This window comes from Aromatoleum tolulyticum (assembly GCF_900156155.1).
Taxonomy (GTDB): Bacteria; Pseudomonadota; Gammaproteobacteria; order Burkholderiales; family Rhodocyclaceae; genus Aromatoleum; species Aromatoleum tolulyticum.
Map to the genome: position 1 here is coordinate 36763 of NZ_FTMD01000003.1, position 19132 is coordinate 55894.

Below are 19132 nucleotides of genomic sequence, written 5' to 3' on the forward strand. Positions count from 1 at the left end.
CTTCCCGCCGGAGGCTCCATGTTCCTGCCGCCCAAACCGATCTACCCGGTAGACGGCATCCGTACGATCGAAGCGTTGGTCGCCCCGCACGCGCAGCCGAGCCTGATGGAGCGTGCCGGCCGCGTCGCCGCAGAGGAAGCGGTGCGCCTGACGCAGGATCGTGCGGGACATGTCCTGATCGCCTGCGGCCCCGGAAACAACGGCGGCGACGGCTTCGTGATGGCGCGCCGCCTGCTGCAGGCAGGACGCAACGTTACGGTCGCCTTTGCCGACGATGCGGCGAAGCTGCCGCGTGACGCCGCGGCCGCCTTTGCGGCATGGCGCGCGGCCGGCGGGGAAACGGTCTCGGACTTTCCCGCGGCCCCCGCAAACGGCTGGGCGCTGGTGGTCGACGCCCTGTTCGGCATCGGATTGCGCAGCCCCGTAACCGGGCGACATGCGCAGTGGATCGAGGCGCTCAACGCGCAACACGCCCCGCGGCTGGCGATCGACATCCCGAGCGGACTCGACGCCGACACCGGGCGGGTGCTCGGGACCGTCTTCCATGCGACCACGACGCTGACCTTCCTGGCGCTCAAGCCGGGACTTCTCACGCACGACGGGCCGGACATCGCCGGCGTCGTCAATGTGCATCGGCTCGACATCGACCCGCCGAATTACCTGCCGCCCAAGGGCCTGCAGATCCAGCCGGGCATCCTCAAACCGCTCCTCAAGCAGCGCCTGCAGAACACCCACAAGGGATGCTACGGCGACGTCGGCATCATCGGCGGAGCAAGAGGCATGACCGGGGCGGCCCTGCTCGCGGGGCGCGCGGCGCTGAAACTGGGCTGCGGCCGGGTGCTCACCGGCCTGGTCGACGACGCGGCCCCGGCGGTCGATTTCACGCAGCCGGAGCTGATGCTGCAGCGTCCGGACGACGTGATCGAGAACGCGACCGTTCTCGCGCTGGGCCCGGGACTGGGACACGGCGAAGTCGCCGCCGCGCTGCTCGAACGCGCAATCCGGCAAGCGCGGCCCGTCGTGCTCGACGCCGACGCCCTGAACATCGTCGCGGCCTCGGAAGACCTGCGTGCACTCGTCGCCGCGCGCACGGCGCCCACGCTGATGACGCCGCACCCCGGCGAAGCCGGACGCCTGCTGCGCTCGGACACGGCCGGCGTCCAGAGCGATCGCGTGGCGAGCGCCCTGGAACTCGCGCGGACCTTCAACGCGGTGGTGGTCCTCAAAGGCAGCGGGAGCGTGATCGCGACGCCGGACGGCCGCTGGCTGATCAACAGCACCGGTCACCCCGGCATGGCGAGCGCGGGCATGGGCGACGTGCTCACCGGACTGATCGCGAGCCTGATCGCACAGGGGTGGCCGGCCGAATCCGGCCTCATCGCCGCGGTACATCTGCACGGCGCGGCGGCCGACCGGCTCGCGCGCGAAGGCATCGGCCCGGTCGGCCTGACGGCAAGCGAGGTCGCGGAGGCTTCGCGCGGCATCTTCAACGCGTGGACGATCCAGGCAACCAAGGGGCACTGAATGCCACCGACGGCACGGGCGGTGATTTTCCACGAAAACCGCATGTTCTCCGCCCATCATCGCCCGACGGGGCTGCTAGAATCGCCGGGTCCGATTTTGTAACAGACCAATGCCGCAGATCAGCGTCGACCGACTCAGGCCGGGGGTATTCATTTCACTGGCCTCGCTAGGCTGGATGGACCACCCTTTCCTGCTGAACCGTTTCTGCCTGTCGAACGAGAAGCAGATCCAGGCGCTGCGCGAAATGGGCATCACCAAGGTCGAATGGGATCCGGCGCGCAGCACGGCGGAACCACTCCCGCCGCGTGCCGCGGACGTTCCCGCACCGGAACCGGATTTCGGCACGGCGGCCCTCTCCGGCATGCAGGACGAGAAGCGCGCGCGCATCGAACGGGTGCGCGAACAGCGCGAGGGCTTGGCGCGGCGCGAGCGCCTGTTCGAGCAACAGGCGATTGCCGCGGGAGAGGTGTTCCGGTCGCTGCTGAGCCGGCCGCAGGACGCGCAGCGGCAAGCCAATGCGCTGGTCGGCACGCTGGTGGAGAACCTGCTCGGCAAGGACAGCATGGTGATCCATCTGGTGAACCAGAAGAGCCGCGAAGGGGGCTTGGCGTTCCACGCGCTCAACGTCATGGCGTTGTCGCTGATGCTGGGAAAGACCTTGGGGCTGTCCGAGGAGGAGATGCGGCACCTGGGCCTGGGCGCCCTGCTCCACGACATCGGCAAGCAGGAGATTCCACCGCGCATCCTGCGCAACGCGAAGCGCACGGGGCCGGAGGAGGACTTCTACCGCGCCCACGTGGGCTACGGGATCAAGGCGGTTAGCGGCATGCGCGACCTTCCCGTGCCGGTGCGCAACGTCATCGCGTGCCATCACGAGTTCTTCGACGGCAGCGGCTTTCCCAACCGGCTGGCGGGGGAGAAGATCCCCCGCCTCGCCCGCATCGCCGCCATCGCGAACCGCTACGACAACCTGTGCAACCCGTTCGACCTGCGGGAGGCCAAGGCGCCCGCCGACGCGCTGCGCCAGATCTTCCGCACCGAGAGCAAGCACTACGACGAACAACTCGTGCAACTGTTCGTCAGGACGCTGGGAGTCTTTCCGCCGGGCACCTTCGTATCCCTGTCGAACGGCGGAGTCGGCATGGTCGTCGAGACCAATCCGGCGAACCTCCTCCATCCGCTCGTGATGCTGCACGACCCCGACATCCCGCGCTCCGAAGCCATGCTCGTGGACCTGCGCGACGCCGACCTGAAAGTGGAAGCGGCGCTGAGCCCGGCAAGCCTCCCGCTCGAGACCGTCGAATACCTCGCGCCACGCGGGCGGCTCGACTACTTCGTGGACGGCAGCAAGACCTGAGCGTCGATCGCGCCCGCCGGGCGGCGCGACGCGCGTTCACCCACGGCTCTGCTCGACACCCGGGCGACGAGGCAGGCGGATCGCTCCGGTGGCGAGCCCCGTCCCGGCGAGGATCACCGCGCATCCCGACAGCATGTTGACGGTGATCGCCTCGTCGAGCAGCAGTGCCCCCCACAGCATGCCGAACACCGGAATCAGGAAGGTGACGGCGATCGCGCGTGCAGGGCCGACATGCGCGATCAGGCGAAAGTACATGACGTACGCGACGCCGGTACAGGCGAACGCGAGCAGGAGCACGGCGATCCAGGCCTCTCGCGCAGGCATCGCTTGCGGCCAGAGCCAGACGGCGAAGGGCGCGAGCACGAGGGCAGCATAGAACTGGCTACCGGTCGCGATCGCCATGGGATCCACGCCCGACAGGTAGCGCTTGGTGAAATTCGCCGCGATGCCGTAATTGAGCGTCGCCGCAAGGCAGGCGGCCACCGCCCAGCCCGAGCCCCCGGCACGGAACGAAGCCTTGCCCCACACCAGGATCATGACGCCCAGCAGGCCAACGAGCAGGCCGACGATCGCAGCGGGCGACAGCCTATCCTTGAGCCATACCCACGCGACCAGGGCGGCAAACAGCGGCGACGTGGCATTCACGATGGATGCGAAACCTGCCGTGACCGACAGCGCAGCCCAGGCGTACAGTACGAAGGGCAAGGCGGAGTTGGTTACGCCGACAAAGAGCAGCGGTCCGGCCTTGCGCCACAGCGGGGCGAGCCTGCCGCGCCATGCGAGCACGGGCAGCAGCAACACGGCAGCGAGCCCGACCCGAAGCTCGATCAGCGCCGCCGGACCGAACTGCGGGGCCGCAACGCGCATGAATAGAAACGATCCGCCCCACAGGGCGGCAAGGATCAGCAGTTCGGATACGTCGCGCGCTTTCACTTCCGCCCCCGAAAACGACGGTCCGCCTTCGCGGCAGGATTGCCCCGGCCCGCGGCGGAACCGCTAAAATTTCTGTTTAATCATACCGAGCCGCGCCCGCCATGAACCTGTCACAACAACTGCGCATCGAGATCCAGCGCAACGTCGCCGCATCGCTCGCCGAAGATGTCGGCACCGGCGACCTGACCGCACGCCTGATCGCCGCCGAAACCGACGCCCGCGGCCGGGTGATCACGCGCGAGGAGGCCATCGTGTGCGGCACCGCCTGGTTCGACGCCGCCTTCGCCGCGCTGAGCCCCGCAGCCACGATCATCTGGCACGTGCGTGACGGAGATCGGGTCGAGGCAGGTCAGGTGCTGTGCGACGTCGTCGCCAACGCGCGGGTACTGCTCACGGCCGAACGCACCGCGCTCAACTTCCTGCAACTGCTGTCGGGTACCGCCACCGTCACGCGCCGCTTCGTCGACGCGGTGGCGGGCACCGGCGCGAAGATCGTCGACACGCGCAAGACGCTGCCCGGGCTGCGCCTCGCGCAGAAGTATGCCGTCGCCGTGGGCGGCGGCACCAACCATCGCGTCGGCCTCTACGACGGCATCCTGATCAAGGAAAACCACATCATCGCGGCGGGAAGCGTCGCCCGCGTGATGGAGGAAGCGAAGAAGATCGCCCCCTCCAACGTGTTCATCGAGATCGAGGTCGAGGACCTGGAACAGCTCGAGGAAGCGCTGGCCGCCGGCGCGAAGATGATCCTGCTCGACAACATGGACCTCGCGACGATGCGCGAGGCCGTGCGCATCACCGCCGGCCGCGCCGAACTCGAAGCCTCGGGCGGCGTGAGCCTGGAGAAGGTGCGCGCCATCGCCGAAACCGGCGTCGACCGCATCTCCATCGGCAGCCTGACCAAGGACGTCCGCGCCCTCGACCTGTCGCTGCGCCACATCGAGGAGTGAGCCGCCGGCGCGGGGCCGGGTACCGGCTCCGCGCGCTTCAGGCCTCGAGGTGCTCGACGATGAAGCGCTTGACCGCGTCGACGTCGGGCGCCATCACCTCGACCCGCTGCGGCAGCGCCTCGATGCCCTCGAGTTCCGCGGGGCGTTCGGGCTCGCGGCCGAGGGCCTCGCGGATCGTGTCGGCGAACTTGACCGGCAGCGCGGTTTCGAGCACCAGCAGGGGCACGCCGGCAGGCACGCAGTCGGCACAGTCCCAGGCCACCTTGACCCCGTCCGCGGTGTGCGTGTCGACCACTGTTCCGTATGTCTCGAACACCTGCTTGATAGTCGCGAGCCGGTCGGCATGGGTGCTGCGGCCGGAGACGAAGGCGTAATTCAGGATATCGGCGAACTCGCCACTGGCGGCGAGATCGAACGCCCCGCCGGCATCGACGGACTTCCACAGTTCGGCGACGCGCTGCGGGTTGCGGCCGACGAGGTCGAAGACGAAGCGCTCGAAGTTCGACGCCTTGGAGATGTCCATGGAGGGGCTCGACGTGACCTGGGTTTCCGCGGCCTTGCGCGGGCGATAGATGCCCGTATGGAAGAATTCGTCGAGGACGTCGTTCTCGTTCGTCGCGAGGATCAGGCGCGAGACCGGCAGGCCCATCTGGCGTGCGATGTGGCCGGCGCAGATGTTGCCGAAGTTGCCCGACGGCACGCAGAACGCGACCTGCTCGTCATTGGACTGCGTCGCAGCGAAATAGCCCTTGAAGTAATAAACGATCTGGGCCGCGACACGCGCCCAGTTGATCGAATTGACCGCGCCGATCTTGTACTTCGCCTTGAATGCGGCGTCGTTCGAGACCGCCTTCACGATGTCCTGCGCGTCGTCGAACATGCCGGTGACGGCGATGTTGTAGATGTTGGCGTCCTGCAGCGAGTACATCTGCGCACGCTGGAAGGGGCTCATCTTGCCGTGCGGCGACAGCATGAACACGGTCACGCCGTGCTTGCCGCGCATCGCGTACTCGGCTGCCGAGCCGGTGTCGCCGGAAGTCGCACCGAGGATGTTGATCGTCTCGCCGCGCTTGTCGAGCACGTACTCGAACAGGTTGCCGAGGAGCTGCATCGCCATGTCCTTGAACGCCAGCGTCGGACCGTTGGACAGCTCGAGCAGGCCGAAACGACCCGGTTCCAGCCAATGCACGGGCGTGATGTCGGCTGCGTTGTCGCCGGGACGGACGAAGCGATAGACGTCGGCGGTATAGGTCTTGTCGCAGATCGCCTTGAGGTCGGCCGCGGGGATGTCGGTGATGTACTTCGACAGGATCGCGAAGGCGAGATCCGCGTAGGACAGCCCGCGCCATGCATCGAGTTCGGCACGCGTCACCTGCGGGTAGGTCTCGGGCAGGTACAGGCCACCGTCGGGCGCGAGGCCGCCAAGCAGGATGTCGCAGAACTCGGGACGGGCGGCGTGGCCGCGGGTGGACAGGTACTTCACGGGCAGATCCTTAAATGGGTGTGTTCGTCAAAGGACGAAAGGCACGGCGGTGCGGAGCTTTCCGCATGCGGCCGTGCCTGCCGTCGCGCCCGCGCCCCGGAAGATCGACGCGCGGGTCCGCACGGGGCGATTACTGCAGGTTTTCCATGCGCAGGCGCGTGATCCTGCCCTGCACGACGGGAAGCGCCTCGATCTTCGCGATCGCAGCGTTGGCGTTCTTCTCGACCGTTTCGTGCGTCAGCATGATGATGTCGGTCTGGGACGAGCCTTCGGGCGCCTCCTTCTGGATCATCGCCTCGATCGAGATGCCGCTGTCGGCGAGGATGCGGGTGATGTCCGCGAGCACGCCCGGCTTGTCCTCGACGCGCATGCGCAGGTAGTAGGAGGTGATGACTTCCTCGATCGGCAGCACCTTCAGGTCGCGCACCTGGTCCGGCTGGAACGCGAGGTGCGGCACGCGGTGTTCGGGATCGGCGGTGTGCAGGCGGGTGACGTCGACGAGGTCGGCGATCACGGCGCTGGCCGTCGGCTCGGCGCCGGCGCCCTTGCCGTAGTACAGGGTCGCTCCCACCGCATCGCCGTGCACGACGACGGCGTTCATCGCCCCCTCGACGTTGGCGATCAGGCGCTTGGCGGGGATCAGGGTCGGATGCACGCGCAGTTCGATGCCTTCGGGGCGCATGCGCGAGATGCCCAGCAGCTTGATGCGGTAACCGAGCTGCTCGGCATAGGTGATATCGACGCTGTCGAGCGCGGTGATGCCCTCGACGTGGGCGGCGGAGAACTGCATCGGCACGCCGAACGCGATCGCGCTCATGATCGTGGCCTTGTGCGCGGCGTCGATGCCTTCGATGTCGAAGGTCGGATCGGCTTCGGCATAGCCGAGCGCCTGCGCTTCCTTGAGGACGTCGGCGAACGGCAGGCCCTTGTCGCGCATCTCGGACAGGATGAAGTTGGTCGTGCCGTTGATGATCCCGGCAAGCCACTGGATGCGGTTGGCCGAGAGGCCTTCGCGCAGCGCCTTGATGATCGGGATGCCGCCGGCGACCGCCGCCTCGAAGGCCACCATCACGCCCTTCTTCTGCGCGGCGGCGAAGATTTCGTTGCCGTGCACGGCGAGCAGCGCCTTGTTCGCGGTGACGACGTGCTTGCCGTTCTCGATCGCCTTGAGCACCAGTTCCTTCGCGATGCCGTAGCCGCCGATCAGCTCGACAACGATGTCGATCTCGGGATCGGCAACGACGGAAAAGGCGTCGTCGGTGATGCGCGGGCCGGTGCCTGCGACCTTGCGCGCGAGTTCCAGGTTCTTGTCGGCCACTGCGGTAATACGGATCGGGCGACCGGCGCGACGGGTAATTTCCTCCTCGTTGCGTTTCAGAACGGTGAAGGTACCGCCACCGACGGTACCGATGCCCAGCAGGCCAACATTGATCGCTTTCATAAGAACTCGTTGAGTTTTGTCTTCAGATGAGTGAAACGGGGTGCTTCAGGTGCCGTGACGCTTGCGATAGCTTTCGAGGAAGCGCGCGATGCGACCGATCGCGTCGCGCAGGTCGTTTTCGTGCGGCAGGAACACGAGGCGGAAGTGATCCGGGTGCGGCCAGTTGAAGCCGGTGCCCTGCACCAGCAGCACGCGCTCCTGCTCCAGCAGCTCGGCGATGAAAGACTGGTCGTCCTCGATGGGATACATCCTGGGATCGAGCTTCGGGAACATGTACAGCGTCGCCTTCGGCTTGACGCAGCTGACGCCGGGGATCGCGGTGATCAGGTCGTAGGCGAGGTCGCGCTGGCTGCGCATGCGCCCGCCCTCGGCGACGAGATCGTCGATGCTCTGGTAGCCGCCCAGCGCCGTCTGGATCGCGTACTGCCCCGGCACGTTCGCACACAGGCGCATCGATGCGAGCATGTTGAGCCCTTCGATGTAGTCCTGGGCGTGGCGCTTGTCGCCGCACACGACCATCCACCCGGCGCGGTAGCCGCAGGAGCGGTAGTTCTTCGACAGGCCGTTGAAGATGATGGTCAGCACGTCCTCGGACAGCGCGGCCATCGACGTGTGGGTGACGCCATCGTACAGGACCTTGTCATACACCTCGTCGGCGTACAGGATCAGGCCGAATTCGCGCGCCAGATCGATGATGCCGCGCAGGATTTCGTCCGGATACAGCGCGCCGGTCGGATTGTTCGGGTTGATGACGACGATGGCGCGAGTGTTCGGGGTGATGCGGGCGCGCATGTCGTCGAGGTCGGGCAGCCAGCCGTTGGCCTCGTCGCACAGGTAATGCACCGGACGGCCGCCGGACAGGCTCACGGCCGCGGTCCACAGCGGGTAGTCCGGCGCGGGGACGAGCACCTCGTCGCCGACGTTGAGCAGCGCATTCATCGCCATCACGATCAGCTCGGACACGCCGTTGCCGATGTAGATGTCCTCGATCGTCACACCCTTGATGTGCTTCTGCTGGGTGTAGTGCATCACCGCCTTGCGCGCCGCGAAGATGCCCTTGGAATCCGAGTAGCCCGCCGAATTCGGCAGGTTGCGGATCATGTCCATCTGGATTTCTTCGGGGGCATCGAAGCCGAACGCGGCGAGGTTGCCGATGTTCAGCTTGATGATCTTGTGGCCCTCGTCCTCCATCTGCTTGGCACGCGTAAGGACCGGGCCGCGGATGTCGTAGCAGACGTTGGCGAGCTTGGCAGACTTGCGGACCTGCGGGAGCCTCGGGGCTTCGGGCTGCCCCTTCGTTTGTTCGGGCGGGACAGCAACCCGCAGTTTCGGCTCGACGCTCATCGCACTCCGTCCTTTCTTTCGCATGTTCCACTCCGCGCCGGAGTCCCGGCGCGCCGTCGGCCCCGAGCCGCACGGGCATGCAGCTGCCGGTGGGCCGGAAAACCAAAAGAATGTATCTTATCCAAGCCTGTATCCTCCGGCAATTTTGCCGACCGAGCGAATCTCATGAAGCTGAACCTCCAACAGAACGCCGACCTCAACGTCGTAACCGGCTACGGCACAGACCACCTGATGATCAACAAGGAGCGGCATGACGGCAACACGCTGGTCACCGCCGACCGCATCGTTGCCGGCTGGGCGCCGGGCGGCTTGGCGGGCCTGAGTGCCGACGATTTCACCGTGGTATGCGAGCTGAGGCCCGAAGTGGTGCTCATCGGTACCGGCAGCCGCCAGCGCTTCCCTACGCCGCAGGTGCTGCGTCCGCTGATCGAGGCCCGTATCGGCTTCGAGATCATGGACTTGCCGGCAGCCTGCCGCACCTACAACATCCTCGTCACCGAGGGCCGCTCCGTCGTCGCGGCGCTGCTCTTCGACCCGGTCTGACTGCGAGGGCGCGGCCGGAATACCGCCGGCGGCGCCATCCGCATCACGCAGCCGTTGTCATTCACCCGGCTCCTCCGCTACGCTGATTGCGACAACCGACAACGGAGAGCCCCATGAACACGACAAACACGGCTTCCGCGGCCGACTTCACCCTCCCCGCGACCGGCGGCGCGAGCGTCACCGTCTCGGCGCTGCACGGGCGCAAGCTCGTCCTGTACTTCTATCCGAAGGACAACACCCCCGGCTGCACCAACGAGACCGCCGACTTCCGCGACCGCCACGCGGAATTCCAGGCCGCCGGCTGCGACGTGTATGGCATTTCGCGCGACAGCCTGAAATCGCACGAGAACTTCAAGGCCAAGCTCGGCCTGCCCTTCGAGCTGATCTCCGACGCGGAAGAGGTGGCGTGCAACGCCTTCGGCGTCATCAAGATGAAGAACATGTATGGAAAACAGGTGCGCGGCATCGAGCGCAGCACCTTCGTCATCGATGCCGAAGGCGTTGTGCGCCGCGAATGGCGCGGCGTGAAGGTGGCCGGCCACGCGCAGGAAGTGCTGGATTTCGTGAAGAGCCTGTAATACCCCGTTCAACCCGACGCCAAGAGCATCAACCACTCCATGACCAAACGCGCGCCCCGCAGCCGGAACACCAAGCTCTTCGTCCTCGACACCAACGTGCTGATGCACGATCCCACCAGCCTGTTCCGCTTCGAGGAGCACGACGTGTTCGTGCCGATCATGACGCTGGAGGAGCTGGACAACAACAAGAAGGGCATGTCCGAAGTCGCCCGCAACGCACGCCAGGCGAGCCGCATGATGGACGACATCGTGAGCTCGTGCCCGGCCGACATCGCCGACGGCATCGAACTCAAGGCGCCGTCGCGGGACCTCGCGACGGGCAAGCTCTTCCTGCAGACCGAGGCGATCAACATGGCCCTGCCGGCGGCCCTGCCGACCGCGAAGGGCGACAATCAGATCCTCGCCGTGGTGATGCATCTGGCCGAACGCTTCCCCAAGCGGCCGGTGATCCTCGTCTCCAAGGACATCAACATGCGCATCAAGGCCCGCGCACTGGGCCTCGACGCGCAGGACTACTTCAACGACAAGGTGCTGGAGGATACCGATCTCCTCTACACAGGCTGGCGCGAACTGCCGCCCGACTTCTGGGATACCCACGGCAAGGGGATGGAGTCCTGGAAGGAGGAAGGAAGGACCTATTACCGCATCAAGGGTCCGCTCGTGACCAGCATGCTGGTCAATGAGTTCGTCTTCCAGGACGGCGAATCGCCGCTGCAGGCGTGGGTAAAGGGGCGCGACGGGCGCAGCGCCCTGATCGAGACGCTGGTCGACTACGCCCACAACAAGAACAACGTGTGGGGCATCACGGCGCGCAACCGCGAGCAGAACTTCGCGCTCAACCTGCTGATGAATCCGGAGATCGACTTCGTCACCCTGCTCGGCCAGGCGGGTACCGGCAAGACGCTGCTGACGCTCGCCGCGGCCCTGACGCAGGTGCTCGAAGCCAAGCGCTACTCGGAGATCATCATGACCCGGGTGACCGTGCCGGTCGGCGAGGACATCGGCTTCCTGCCGGGCACCGAGGAAGAGAAGATGGCGCCGTGGATGGGGGCGCTCGAGGACAACCTCGACGTACTCAACGGCACGGCGGGCGAAGGCGGCGACTGGGGCCGCGCGGCGACGCGCGACCTGATCCGCTCGCGCATCAAGATCAAGAGTCTCAACTTCATGCGCGGGCGCACCTTCATCAACAAGTTCCTGATCATCGACGAGGCGCAGAACCTGACGCCGAAGCAGATGAAGACGCTGATCACGCGCGCCGGCCCCGGCACCAAGGTGGTGTGCCTCGGCAACATCGCGCAGATCGACACGCCCTACCTCACCGAAGGCAGCTCGGGCCTGACCTTCGTCGTCGACCGCTTCAAGGACTGGCCGCACTCCGGCCACATCACGCTGCAACGCGGCGAGCGCTCGCGCCTGGCCGATCACGCCGCGGAAGTGCTGTGACGCCGGCCGGGGCGGCGGCACCCGCCCCGCCCCGGCGATATCCCTGACACACGCAGGGAATTTGCCCTGGATCATCCCGGCTTGCCGGGATGCACCCTATAATGCGCAGGTTTTTTGCCTGCAAAAGCCCCCATGCCCGCTGCCGCCTCGGAAATGCTGGTTGGAGCCAGTTCGGACTTCCTCACGCGCTTCTCGCCGTTCAACCGGATGGAGCCGGAGGCGCTCGAATTCCTCGCCGAGCGTGCGACCCTGGCGTTCCACGCGCGCGGCAGCGAAATCCTGACGCCGGAGATGGGGCAGCCGACGCACTTCCACATCGTGCAGCGCGGCAAGGTGCAGGCCCGCCAGCTCGGCCCCGCGAGCGTCACCGACTATGCCGCGATGACGCTCGGACCGGGCGAATGCTTCCCGATCGGAGCGATCTCGGCGCAGCGGCCCTCGACCAACGCCTACGTCGCGGTGGAGGACAGCTTCGTGTTCCAGCTGCCGGCGGAGGACTTCCTCAAGCTCATGCAGATGAGCCCCGTCTTCCACGTCTTCTGCACGCAGTACATCGCCAGCCTGCTCAACCAGTCGCGCCAGCAGTTGCAGAGCACCTTCGCGCAGCGCGCGGCGGAGCAGCAGACGATGACGACGCCGCTCGGCCAGCTGGTGAAAAAGGCGCCGATCTTCGTCACGCCCGACAGCTCGATCCGCGCCGCGCTCGAGAAGATGTCGGAGATGCGCATCGGCTGCATCGTGATCACCGACGCCGACCAGAAACCGCTCGGGATCCTCACGCAGAGCGACCTGCTGCCGCGCGTCGTGCTGCCGGGGATCGACCTGCAGCGTCCGATCGGCGACGTGATGACCGCAACGCCGCACGTGATGTCGGCGTCCGACTCGGCCTACGACGCTGCCCTCGAGATGGCGACGCACGGCGTGCGCCACCTGCTGGTGGTCGATTCGGAAGGGCGGCTGAAGGGCGTGGTGTCCGAGCGCGACCTGTTCACGCTGCAGCGCATCGGTTTGCGCCAGATCCGCTCCAGCATCGAAGGCGCAGACGACCTCGAAGCCCTGCAGCGCGCCAGCCGCGACATCCGTCAGCTCGCACTCAACCTCATCGCCCAGGGCATCGGCGCGGAACAGCTGACGCAATTCATCTCGGCGCTCAACGACGCCCTGACCTGCCGCATCATCGACCTCGCGCGCGCGAAGCACGACCTCTACGGCATCGATTACGCATGGCTGGCCTTCGGCTCGGAAGGCCGCCACGAGCAGACGCTGTCCTCCGACCAGGATAACGGCATCATCTATGCCTGCCCCGAAGGCGCGGACCAGGCCGCACTGAAGAGCCGGCTGCTGGCCTGCGCCAAAGAGGTGAACGAGAACCTCGCCGCCTGCGGCTTCCCGCTGTGCAAGGGCAACATCATGGCGAGCAATCCAGAGCTGTGCCTCACGCTCGACGAATGGAAGGGGCGCTTCGGCGACTGGATCCGCGAACCCGACCCGCAGGCCCTGCTCAACGCGACGATCTTCTTCGACTACCGCGTGCTGTGCGGCAACGAGCGCCTGGGCGACCAGCTGCGCGCGTGGCTCAACCGCACCGCGAAGGCCTACTCCAACTTCCTGCGCCTGATGGCGTCGAACGCGCTCCAGGTCGCGCCGCCGCTCGGGCGCATCCGCGATTTCGTCGTCGAGGACGATGGCACGATAGACCTGAAGAAGTCGGGGGCACGCCTGTTCGTCGACGTCGCGCGCATCCTCGCGCTGCGCGCCGACGTCGCATCGAGCAGCACCGTGCAGCGCCTGCGCCAGGCGGGCACCCGGATGGGCATGCCGGCGGAGGAGATCGCCGCGCTGATCGACGGCTTCCACTTCATCCAGCTGCTGCGCCTGCGCGCGCAGCACCTCGATACCGAACACGACGCACCGGGCGACAACCGCATCGACCCGGATACGCTCAACGAACTCGACCGGCGCATCCTCAAGGAAGCGTTCCGGCAGGCGCGCAAGCTGCAACTGCGGCTGAAGCTCGACTACCAGCTATGAACTGGCTCACCCGCCTGCTCGGCACCCGCACGGACACGACCTCGCTCGACGCACCGTTGCGCGACGCGATCGCGAGCTGGGAGGCGCTTGCGGCGCCCGAGCTGGGCAGCGCGCATTTCGAGACGCGCTACGTCGTCATCAACACCGAGGCGACCGGACTCGATCTCGACAAGGACCGCCTGCTCGCGGTCGCGGCGATTGCGATCGACCGCGAGCACCTGTCGCCGCACGACAGCTACTACGCGCCGCTGGAGCCCGATGCGGCGACCGCGCTGACGAACCTGCTCACGTTTGCCGGCAAAGGCCCGGTCGTGGTCTTCAACGCGTCGTTCAACCGCAGCCTGCTCGAACGGGCGCTCGACGAACACCTCGGCCTCACGCCCGACTGGACCTGGCTGGACCTGCACTGGCTCCTGCCCGCGCTCTACGACGAACACATCGACGGACCGGCCCGCCTTGCCGACTGGATGAAAGCCTTCGGCATCGAGACCTTCCAGCGCCACCACGCGCTGGGCGGCGCCTGGGCGATCGCACAGTTGATGCTGGCCGCGCAGGCGCGCGCACGCGCGCTCGGTCTGAACACCCCACGCAGCCTGGCGGATCTGGAACACAGCCGCCGACAGTTGAGGCGCCACGGATGAATCGAATTTCCCCCGCACGATCCCTGCATCACCGCCTGACGACCCGTATCGTCGCACTTCTCGCTGCAACAGCCCTGCTGATCGCCCCACCCGCGGGCGCCGTGGACACGCCCGCTCCAGCGGACCAGGCGACCGAGGCGACGTCGTCCTTCGACCGCTACGGCACCGCGGCGCAGGACCTCATCAACCAGGGCATGGAGTATCTCGGGATCCGCTACCGCTTCGGCGGCAATTCGCCCGAGACCGGCCTCGACTGCAGCGGACTGGTCCAGAACGTCTTCCGCAACGCCCTCGGTCTCAACCTGCCGCGCGCCGCGCGCGACATGGCCCGCGTCGGCGAAAAAGTCGGCGTGCGGGATCTCAAGCCGGGCGATCTCGTGTTCTTCAACACGATGCGCAAGGCCTTCTCGCATGTAGGCATCTACGTCGGCGACGGCCGCTTCCTGCACGCCCCGTCCAGCGGCGGCGAAGTGCGCATCGACGAGATGAACCAGAGCTATTGGGCGAAGCGCTTCAACGGCGCGCGCCGCATGGTTCCGGAGGGCGATCTGGGCCTGCCGCAGGCAAACTGAACGGCGCCGCGTTACACGCGGCATCCCTCTGCCGCGGGCCGGGTTTTCGTCTAGGCTGGACTGAAGTCCCGACGAGAATTCCCGCATGTTGATCGCACAGCTGTCCGACCCGCACGTCGTCGCCCCCGGCACCCTCCTGTACGGCAGCATCGATACCGGCGCCCTGTTCGCCGCGGCAATCCGGCGTATCGCCGGCTTGGCGCCGGAACCGGACCTGGTCGTCGTTTCCGGCGACCTGGTGAATGAAGGCAGCCCGCAGGAATACGCCCGCGTGCGCGCACTGCTCGGGCCGCTGCAGATGCCGTGGCAGGTGATGGCCGGCAATCACGACGACCGCGAGCAGCTCGAGGCCGCGTTCCCGGACCAGGGCTTCCGCAATGGCGGCTTGTGCTGCGCGAAGCGGACGATGGGCGATCTGAGCCTGCTGTTCCTCGACACGACCATCCCCGGCGAGGAAGGCGGCGAAATCGCCGAGGCGCAGCTCGCGTGGCTCGACGAGGCCTGCGACCCGCTGCGCGCAACGCTCCTGTTCCTGCACCATCCGCCGTTCGCAACGGGCATCGCCGGACTCGACGCGATCGCGTGCCGCGGGGCCGATCGCCTCGCGGAGTGGCTGGCCGTTCACTGCGAGGTGCGCGCCCTCGCCTGCGGCCACGTGCATCGTCCGATGTTCACGAGCTTCGCAGGGCGACCTTGCGTAACGGCCCCCTCGATCGCCCATCAGATCGTCTGCGACCTATCGGGCAGACCTGATGCGCTGGCGTGGTGCCGCGAACCGCCGGGTTTCCTGCTGCATCGCTGGCAGGACGGCGAACTGGTCTCCCATGTGCTGCCGGTCGACGAGAGCCCTGCAAATCCCTACGACTGAGTTGTCATCGACAGGAAACGCTCCGTACCGAGGTCCCGGCCGCAAGGCGTTCCGCTTGAAGCAACTGCCCACTCGAGCATGACGGTGTCGCCGACCGACTTTGCGGGAGGCCGCTGATTGCAGCGGTGCTCGTCCTTGTCGGAGGAGACCGCCGCATGACGGTCACGATCCGATGATCGCGATCGTCGAAGGGAGTTCGCCCCTTTACTCAGATTTGTGCGGCCAGCGCGGGCGCGACCTCGAACAGGTCGCCCACCAGACCGTAGTCCGCCACCTGGAAGATGGGCGCTTCCGGATCCTTGTTGATCGCGACGATCACCTTGGAATCCTTCATGCCCGCGAGGTGCTGGATCGCGCCGGAGATGCCGACCGCGATGTAGAGCTGCGGCGCGACGATCTTGCCGGTCTGGCCGACCTGGTAGTCGTTGGGCACGTAGCCCGCGTCGACCGCGGCGCGCGAGGCGCCCAGCGCGGCACCGAGGGCGTCGGCGAGCGGCTCGAGCAGCTTGTGGTAGTTCTCGCTGTTGCCGAGGCCGCGGCCGCCCGAGACGATGATCTTGGCGGCGCCGAGTTCCGGACGCGCACTCTTGGTCAGCTCGCGCCCCTTGACGCTGGTCAGGCCCAGGTCGGCAGCGGCGGCGACCGCTTCCACCGTCGCCGAGCCGCCCTCAGGTGCCAACATCGCCGCCGCCTCGAAGGCGGTCGTACGCACGGTCATCACCTTCACGGCGTCGGCCGACTTCACGGTAGCCAGCGCGTTGCCGGCGTAGATCGGGCGCACGAAGGTGTCGGCCGATTCCACCGCGACGATATCGGAGATCTGCGCGACGTCGAGCAGCGCGGCGACGCGCGGCGCGACGTTCTTGCCGTTGGCGGTGCTGGGCGCGAGGATGTGGGTGTAGCCCGCTGCCTCATTTGCCACCACTCCCACGACCAGCGCAGCGACGTTCTCCGCCGTCTGCGTTTCGTAATGGGCGGCATCGGCCACGCGCACCTTCGCGACGCCCGCGACCTTCGCGGCTTCCGCGGCCGCCGCGCCGCAGTTGGCACCGGCGACCAGCACATGCACCTCAGTTGCCAGATGCTTGCCGAGCTTGGCCGCGGCCGAGACGGTGTTGAGGGTCGCGGCCTTCAGGCTCGCGTTGTCGTGTTCTGCAATAACCAGGATCGCCATCATGTTCTCCGAAGGGCCGCCCCGAGGAGGGCATGAGCCCCCTTGGGGGGTAGAGAAGCGGCATAGGCCGCAAACGTGGGGGTCGTCATACTCAGATCACCTTCGCTTCGTTCTTGAGCTTGTCGACGAGTTGCGCGACGTCCGCGACGCGCACGCCGGCGCTGCGCTTGGGCGGTTCGGCCACTTTCAGCGTCGCCAGGCGCGGCGCGACATCGACGCCCAGATCCGCCGGCTTGACGGTGTCGAGCGGCTTCTTCTTCGCCTTCATGATGTTGGGCAGCGTCGCGTAGCGCGGCTCGTTCAGGCGCAGGTCGGTGGTAATGACCGCCGGCAGCTTGATCTCGAGGGTCTCGAGACCGCCGTCGATTTCGCGCATCACGGTCGCCCTCATTTGCCCACCCGCGTCAGCCAGCAGGACCTTCGACGCGAAGGTGGCCTGCGGCCAGCCCATCAGCGCCGCCAGCATCTGGCCGGTCTGGTTCGAGTCGTCGTCGATTGCCTGCTTGCCGCAGATCACGACCGTCGGCTGCTCCTTGTCGCACAGCGCCTTCAGCAGTTTCGCCACCGCCAGCGGCTGCAGCTCGGCGTCGCTCTCGACCAGGATGCCACGGTCGGCGCCGATCGCCATCGCCGCGCGGATCGTCTCCTGGCAGGCCGCGACACCGCAGCTCACCGCCACGACCTCGGTCGCGATGCCGGCTTCCTTCAGCCGCACGGCTTCCTCGACAGCGATCTCGTCGAAGGGGTTCATGGACATCTTCACATTCGCGATATCGACGCCCGTGCCGTCCGCCTTCACTCGCACCTTGACGTTGTAATCGACCACGCGTTTGACGGGTACCAGTATCTTCATTGCATCGTCCTTGTCATGAAAAGCCCCTTGGCGGCCAGGGGCCGGCAAGGGGCTGGACACAGACCCTCAGATCACTTCTGCGGGTCGTAGAGTTTTTCCTTGATGAACAGCGCCGGCACGAGGCCACACAGGAAATACGCGCCGCCCATCACCAGGAAGCCCAGTCCGATGGACCCCTCGGTCGCGAGGTAGCCGATGACTGCCGGCGCGAAGGCGGCGCCGATCCGGCCGACGTTGTACGCGCCCCCCACGGCCGAGCCGCGAATCTTCGTCTCGAAGCTCTCCGTCATGTACGTCGCATTGACGCCATAGGGAATGCCATAGATGAAGCCGAACGCGATCATCAGATAGACGATGTTTTCGGGCGAATTGAAGAACACGATCACCGGCAGGAACACCGCGGCGCCGAAGCCACCAAACGAATACACGACACGTCGGCCGAACTTGTCCGCCATCCAGCCGGCGACGATCTTGCCGAGGATCATGGCGACATACGTGCCGACCATATATGCGGTCATCGACTTGAAGTTCATGCCGAGCTCTTTTTCGAGATACGTCGGCATCCAGTTATTCACGCCGTAGTAGCCGAACTGCAGGAAGCCTGCCGTCAGCGACCACAGAATGAACATGCGCCGATGCGACGGATTGCCGAAGATGAGCTTCAGCGCGCTTTCCTTCGGTTCGGAGGCGGCACTAATCCCGGCAGCCTTGTCGGCGGCACGCTTGTCCCGCGCGGCCAGCCAAGCAGGCGGCTCGGGGACGATGCGCTGCATGATCAGGGCCATGACGACCGGGACGATAGCGATATAGAACAGCCAGCGCCAGCCATAGGTCGGCAGGATCCACCCGGCGAGCAAGGTCGCGACCACATAGCCGACCGACCAGCCTGCCTGCAGCGTGCCGAGCACGGTCGTGCGGTGCTTGGTCGGCACATATTCGGCCATCAGCGTGTTGCAGACGACGTATTCCGCGCCGAGGCCAAGCGCCGCGATGAAGCGGAAAATCGCGAACTCCTCGAAGCTGTTCGTCGTACCCAGCGCCGCGGTGCCGACCGAAAAAACGATGATCGTCCACACGACGGTGCGTACGCGACCGAAACGGTCGGCGGCCCAGCCACCGAAGATGCCGCCGATCGCCATGCCGGCGAGCGTGATGCTGCCCAGCATGCCCGCTTCCACGTTCGTCAGGCCGAATTCCTTCTTGAGGCTCGACAGGCTGTAGGACAGGAACATCAGGTCGGCCCCGTCCACCATCAGACCAAGGAACGCGAAGATGAACACCGCGATCCAGATCCTTTCTTTTGCCGGGGCAATAGTTTGCCCGTTGGCAGTCAATTCCATGACTTTCTCCCTTGGTTTCTGTGGAGCGCCGGCCCGGCACCCCGCCCTCAAAAA

The 19132-nt window shown here is 66.4% G+C and carries 17 protein-coding genes; 10 read left to right on the forward strand and 7 right to left on the reverse strand.

Going from position 1 to position 19132, the window contains the following annotated elements:
• The first annotated feature begins 18 nt into the window (after positions 1–18).
• Positions 19–1524: a bifunctional ADP-dependent NAD(P)H-hydrate dehydratase/NAD(P)H-hydrate epimerase gene (locus tag BW991_RS05190; protein WP_076601048.1), complete on the forward strand. Its 1506-nt coding sequence runs from the start codon at positions 19–21 to the stop codon at positions 1522–1524.
• A 109-nt stretch (positions 1525–1633) separates the two neighbouring features.
• Complete coding sequence (locus BW991_RS05195) at positions 1634–2881, forward strand: cyclic di-GMP phosphodiesterase (RefSeq protein ID WP_076601049.1); 1248 nt, start codon at positions 1634–1636, stop codon at positions 2879–2881.
• Positions 2882–2917: 36 nt separating this feature from the next.
• Here BW991_RS05195 and BW991_RS05200 read toward each other — a convergent pair whose 3' ends face one another.
• Complete coding sequence (locus BW991_RS05200; RefSeq protein WP_076601050.1) at positions 2918–3814, reverse strand: DMT family transporter; 897 nt, start codon at positions 3812–3814, stop codon at positions 2918–2920.
• A 101-nt stretch (positions 3815–3915) separates the two neighbouring features.
• On the opposite strand from BW991_RS05200, the gene nadC reads away from it, so the two are divergent.
• Positions 3916–4764: a carboxylating nicotinate-nucleotide diphosphorylase gene (nadC, locus tag BW991_RS05205; RefSeq protein WP_076601051.1), complete on the forward strand. Its 849-nt coding sequence runs from the start codon at positions 3916–3918 to the stop codon at positions 4762–4764.
• A 37-nt stretch (positions 4765–4801) separates the two neighbouring features.
• Here nadC and thrC read toward each other — a convergent pair whose 3' ends face one another.
• The 3 genes from thrC to BW991_RS05220 all read right to left on the reverse strand — a co-directional run bounded on the left by thrC (position 4802) and on the right by BW991_RS05220 (position 9032).
• Entirely contained in the window at positions 4802–6247 is a 1446-nt protein-coding gene (gene thrC, locus BW991_RS05210) for a threonine synthase (RefSeq protein ID WP_076601052.1), read from the reverse strand.
• Positions 6248–6377: 130 nt separating this feature from the next.
• Positions 6378–7688: a homoserine dehydrogenase gene (locus BW991_RS05215; RefSeq protein WP_076601053.1), complete on the reverse strand. Its 1311-nt coding sequence runs from the start codon at positions 7686–7688 to the stop codon at positions 6378–6380.
• Positions 7689–7733: 45 nt separating this feature from the next.
• Positions 7734–9032 carry a pyridoxal phosphate-dependent aminotransferase gene (locus BW991_RS05220; protein ID WP_076601054.1) on the reverse strand — a complete coding sequence of 433 codons (1299 nt, stop codon included), beginning with the start codon at positions 9030–9032 and terminating at the stop codon, positions 7734–7736.
• A gap of 165 nt (positions 9033–9197) precedes the next feature.
• Here BW991_RS05220 and BW991_RS05225 point away from each other — a divergent pair, with 165 nt between their 5' ends.
• From BW991_RS05225 to BW991_RS05255, 7 genes are all read left to right on the forward strand, one after another.
• Positions 9198–9575 carry an Mth938-like domain-containing protein gene (locus BW991_RS05225; protein ID WP_076601055.1) on the forward strand — a complete coding sequence of 126 codons (378 nt, stop codon included), beginning with the start codon at positions 9198–9200 and terminating at the stop codon, positions 9573–9575.
• Between the two features lie 113 nt (positions 9576–9688).
• The gene (locus BW991_RS05230; RefSeq protein ID WP_076601056.1) at positions 9689–10153 is read left to right on the forward strand and encodes a peroxiredoxin; all 465 of its coding nucleotides are present in this window, start codon (positions 9689–9691) and stop codon (positions 10151–10153) included.
• 39 nt (positions 10154–10192) lie between these two features.
• Positions 10193–11599: a PhoH family protein gene (locus tag BW991_RS05235; RefSeq protein WP_076601057.1), complete on the forward strand. Its 1407-nt coding sequence runs from the start codon at positions 10193–10195 to the stop codon at positions 11597–11599.
• Positions 11600–11731: 132 nt separating this feature from the next.
• The gene (locus tag BW991_RS05240) at positions 11732–13630 is read left to right on the forward strand and encodes a DUF294 nucleotidyltransferase-like domain-containing protein (RefSeq protein WP_076601058.1); all 1899 of its coding nucleotides are present in this window, start codon (positions 11732–11734) and stop codon (positions 13628–13630) included.
• Entirely contained in the window at positions 13627–14271 is a 645-nt protein-coding gene (locus tag BW991_RS05245; RefSeq protein ID WP_076601059.1) for a 3'-5' exonuclease, read from the forward strand. The genes BW991_RS05240 and BW991_RS05245 overlap by 4 nt, the downstream gene beginning before the upstream one ends.
• Positions 14268–14843, forward strand: coding sequence for a C40 family peptidase (locus BW991_RS05250; protein ID WP_076601060.1), 576 nt, complete (start codon positions 14268–14270; stop codon positions 14841–14843). Before BW991_RS05245 ends, BW991_RS05250 begins: the two co-directional genes overlap by 4 nt.
• A gap of 85 nt (positions 14844–14928) precedes the next feature.
• A complete protein-coding gene (locus tag BW991_RS05255; protein WP_076601061.1) occupies positions 14929–15711 on the forward strand; it encodes a phosphodiesterase in 783 nt (260 codons plus the stop codon).
• A gap of 208 nt (positions 15712–15919) precedes the next feature.
• Here BW991_RS05255 and BW991_RS05260 read toward each other — a convergent pair whose 3' ends face one another.
• From BW991_RS05260 to BW991_RS05270, 3 genes are all read right to left on the reverse strand, one after another.
• Complete coding sequence (locus tag BW991_RS05260; protein WP_076601062.1) at positions 15920–16885, reverse strand: electron transfer flavoprotein subunit alpha/FixB family protein; 966 nt, start codon at positions 16883–16885, stop codon at positions 15920–15922.
• Positions 16886–16976: 91 nt separating this feature from the next.
• Positions 16977–17738: an electron transfer flavoprotein subunit beta/FixA family protein gene (locus tag BW991_RS05265; RefSeq protein ID WP_076601063.1), complete on the reverse strand. Its 762-nt coding sequence runs from the start codon at positions 17736–17738 to the stop codon at positions 16977–16979.
• Positions 17739–17809: 71 nt separating this feature from the next.
• Positions 17810–19078, reverse strand: coding sequence for an MFS transporter (locus BW991_RS05270; protein WP_076601064.1), 1269 nt, complete (start codon positions 19076–19078; stop codon positions 17810–17812).
• Positions 19079–19132 lie beyond the last annotated feature (54 nt).

What these genes read in the sequence shown, in the direction of transcription:
- BW991_RS05270 (WP_076601064.1), bottom strand. Translation starts at nt 19,078, where the DNA reads ATGGAATTGACTGCCAACGGGCAAACTATTGCCCCGGCAAAAGAAAGG.
- BW991_RS05260 (WP_076601062.1), bottom strand. Translation starts at nt 16,885, where the DNA reads ATGGCGATCCTGGTTATTGCAGAACACGACAACGCGAGCCTGAAGGCC.
- BW991_RS05220 (WP_076601054.1), bottom strand. Translation starts at nt 9,032, where the DNA reads ATGAGCGTCGAGCCGAAACTGCGGGTTGCTGTCCCGCCCGAACAAACG.
- BW991_RS05190 (WP_076601048.1), top strand. Translation starts at nt 19, where the DNA reads ATGTTCCTGCCGCCCAAACCGATCTACCCGGTAGACGGCATCCGTACG.
- BW991_RS05230 (WP_076601056.1), top strand. Translation starts at nt 9,689, where the DNA reads ATGAACACGACAAACACGGCTTCCGCGGCCGACTTCACCCTCCCCGCG.
- BW991_RS05235 (WP_076601057.1), top strand. Translation starts at nt 10,193, where the DNA reads ATGACCAAACGCGCGCCCCGCAGCCGGAACACCAAGCTCTTCGTCCTC.
- BW991_RS05255 (WP_076601061.1), top strand. Translation starts at nt 14,929, where the DNA reads ATGTTGATCGCACAGCTGTCCGACCCGCACGTCGTCGCCCCCGGCACC.
- BW991_RS05195 (WP_076601049.1), top strand. Translation starts at nt 1,634, where the DNA reads ATGCCGCAGATCAGCGTCGACCGACTCAGGCCGGGGGTATTCATTTCA.
- nadC (WP_076601051.1), top strand. Translation starts at nt 3,916, where the DNA reads ATGAACCTGTCACAACAACTGCGCATCGAGATCCAGCGCAACGTCGCC.
- BW991_RS05245 (WP_076601059.1), top strand. Translation starts at nt 13,627, where the DNA reads ATGAACTGGCTCACCCGCCTGCTCGGCACCCGCACGGACACGACCTCG.
- BW991_RS05215 (WP_076601053.1), bottom strand. Translation starts at nt 7,688, where the DNA reads ATGAAAGCGATCAATGTTGGCCTGCTGGGCATCGGTACCGTCGGTGGC.
- BW991_RS05240 (WP_076601058.1), top strand. Translation starts at nt 11,732, where the DNA reads ATGCCCGCTGCCGCCTCGGAAATGCTGGTTGGAGCCAGTTCGGACTTC.
- BW991_RS05225 (WP_076601055.1), top strand. Translation starts at nt 9,198, where the DNA reads ATGAAGCTGAACCTCCAACAGAACGCCGACCTCAACGTCGTAACCGGC.
- BW991_RS05250 (WP_076601060.1), top strand. Translation starts at nt 14,268, where the DNA reads ATGAATCGAATTTCCCCCGCACGATCCCTGCATCACCGCCTGACGACC.
- BW991_RS05265 (WP_076601063.1), bottom strand. Translation starts at nt 17,738, where the DNA reads ATGAAGATACTGGTACCCGTCAAACGCGTGGTCGATTACAACGTCAAG.